This window comes from Mycobacterium sp. TH-M106, assembly GCF_057473765.1.
In genome coordinates, this window is the sequence record NZ_JBYCLE010000550.1 from 1 (window position 1) to 1,654 (window position 1,654).

Below are 1,654 nucleotides of genomic sequence, written 5' to 3' on the forward strand. Positions count from 1 at the left end.
TCGGCCTCGACGGTGATCTGCGAGCACAGCGACGACACGCGCGCGATCATCCGCAGCCCTTCGAGCAGCTCGCGTTCGGACTCGGCGTCCTCGGTGACGATCGTGGTGACGTCGGCGAGCATCTGCTGGAAGAACTGCCACGCGGGCCGCGCCTTCGGCGCGGGCTCAGCGGACGGCATGGGCGCGTTTTGAGACACCGTCTCATGGTAAGACTATGTATCAATCTCGAGGTGCCGAATCGCGCGAACTGGGGTGGGGCCGATGTCTGCCATGCCGTCACCGGCCGAACGGAAGCGAACCGCGACGCGTCAGCGCATCGCGGCCGCCGCGGCCCAGTTGGTGGCCGGCCGCGGTCTGGCGGGGACGACGGTGGACCACATCGCCGAGGCGGCCGGCATCGGCCGGGCGACCTTCTTCCGCTACTTCAGCTCCAAGGAGGACGCGGTGGCCGAGGGCATGAACGCCCACTGGCTGAACCGGATCACCGCCGCCCTGGCCGCGCAGCCGGCGCAGCTGGGCGCCGCCGAGGCGGTCGCCGGCGCGTTCGGCGAACTCGCCCGGGGGTTCGCCGACATCGAGGACCAGGTTCGCGAATTGGCTACCCTCACCAGGTCTTCCGAGGCGCTGGACGCCTGGACGCTGCACGTCTACGTGCGGTATGAGTTGGCGATCGCCGACCTCGTCGCGCCGCGGATACCCCGGTCGGCTCCGCAGGATCCCCGGCCCCGCCTGATCGGGGCGCTGGCCATGGCCACGGTCCGCATCGCCCTGGACGACTGGCTGAGCCACGGCGGATCGCTGCCCGACCGGGTGGGTCGGGGCCTGGCCGCGATCACCCTCGGGTAGTCCCCGCTCGACGGGCATTGGTCCTCCGATTGAGGACCAATGCCTCTGCCCCTGGCGCCCGCAACGCCGATATCTTGGTGTCTGCCTGCATGATTCGCGTTGCCGTCCGTTACGCGGAAGTTAACACCGGATGGCCGTACGACCACAGAACAAGGAGTCGTCGTGTCCCCTGAGCCCATGGCAGGCCACGTGGCGGGCGCCCCGTCGGGTGCACGGGCGCCGATCGAGCCCAACATGACCGGGCGCATGGCCGGCCTGCTCGACCGGGTCGACGGCCTGCTCCACAGCCTGTCGGACGCGGAGGAATCCTGGCAGAGCTGGCTGGCGGCCGTCGCGCCCCAGCATCGGGCGAGCGCGCGAAACCTGGTGCATTACTGGGCCATTCGCCAAACGGATCTGCGGCAGCTGCAAACGGGGCTCGCCGTATTCGGGCTTTCGTCGCTGGGCCGCAGCGAATCACACGTTCAGGCCACTCTCGCGGCGGTGCGCTCCGCGGGCGCCGCGATTCTGGGCGCCGAGTGGCAGCCGCCGGCGCCGTCGGCGGTGCCGATCGAAGAGGGACCAAAGATCTTGCGGCGACACGCGGTCGAGTTACTGGGGCCCCGCCCGGCCCACCGCATGGCACGCATCATGGTCACGCTGCCCTCCGAGGCCGCCACCGACCCGGACCTGGTGGGCGGATTCGTGCAGCGGGGCATGAACATCGCACGGATCAACTGCGCCCACGACGACGAACGCGCGTGGCGGGCGATGGCGCGCCACGTCCGGGACGCGGCCGCCCGAGCGGGCACCACCTGCCGGGTGGCGA

At 70.6% G+C, this 1,654-nt stretch carries 1 protein-coding gene and 1 pseudogene; both read left to right on the forward strand.

Annotated elements, in window-relative coordinates; genetic code table 11:
* Positions 1-261: 261 nt before the first annotated feature.
* Positions 262-846: a TetR family transcriptional regulator gene (locus AC2VOP_RS18945; RefSeq protein WP_486962399.1), complete on the forward strand. Its 585-nt coding sequence runs from the start codon at positions 262-264 to the stop codon at positions 844-846.
* Between the two features lie 162 nt (positions 847-1,008).
* Positions 1,009-1,654: pseudogene (locus AC2VOP_RS18950) on the forward strand (hypothetical protein); the annotation flags it as partial.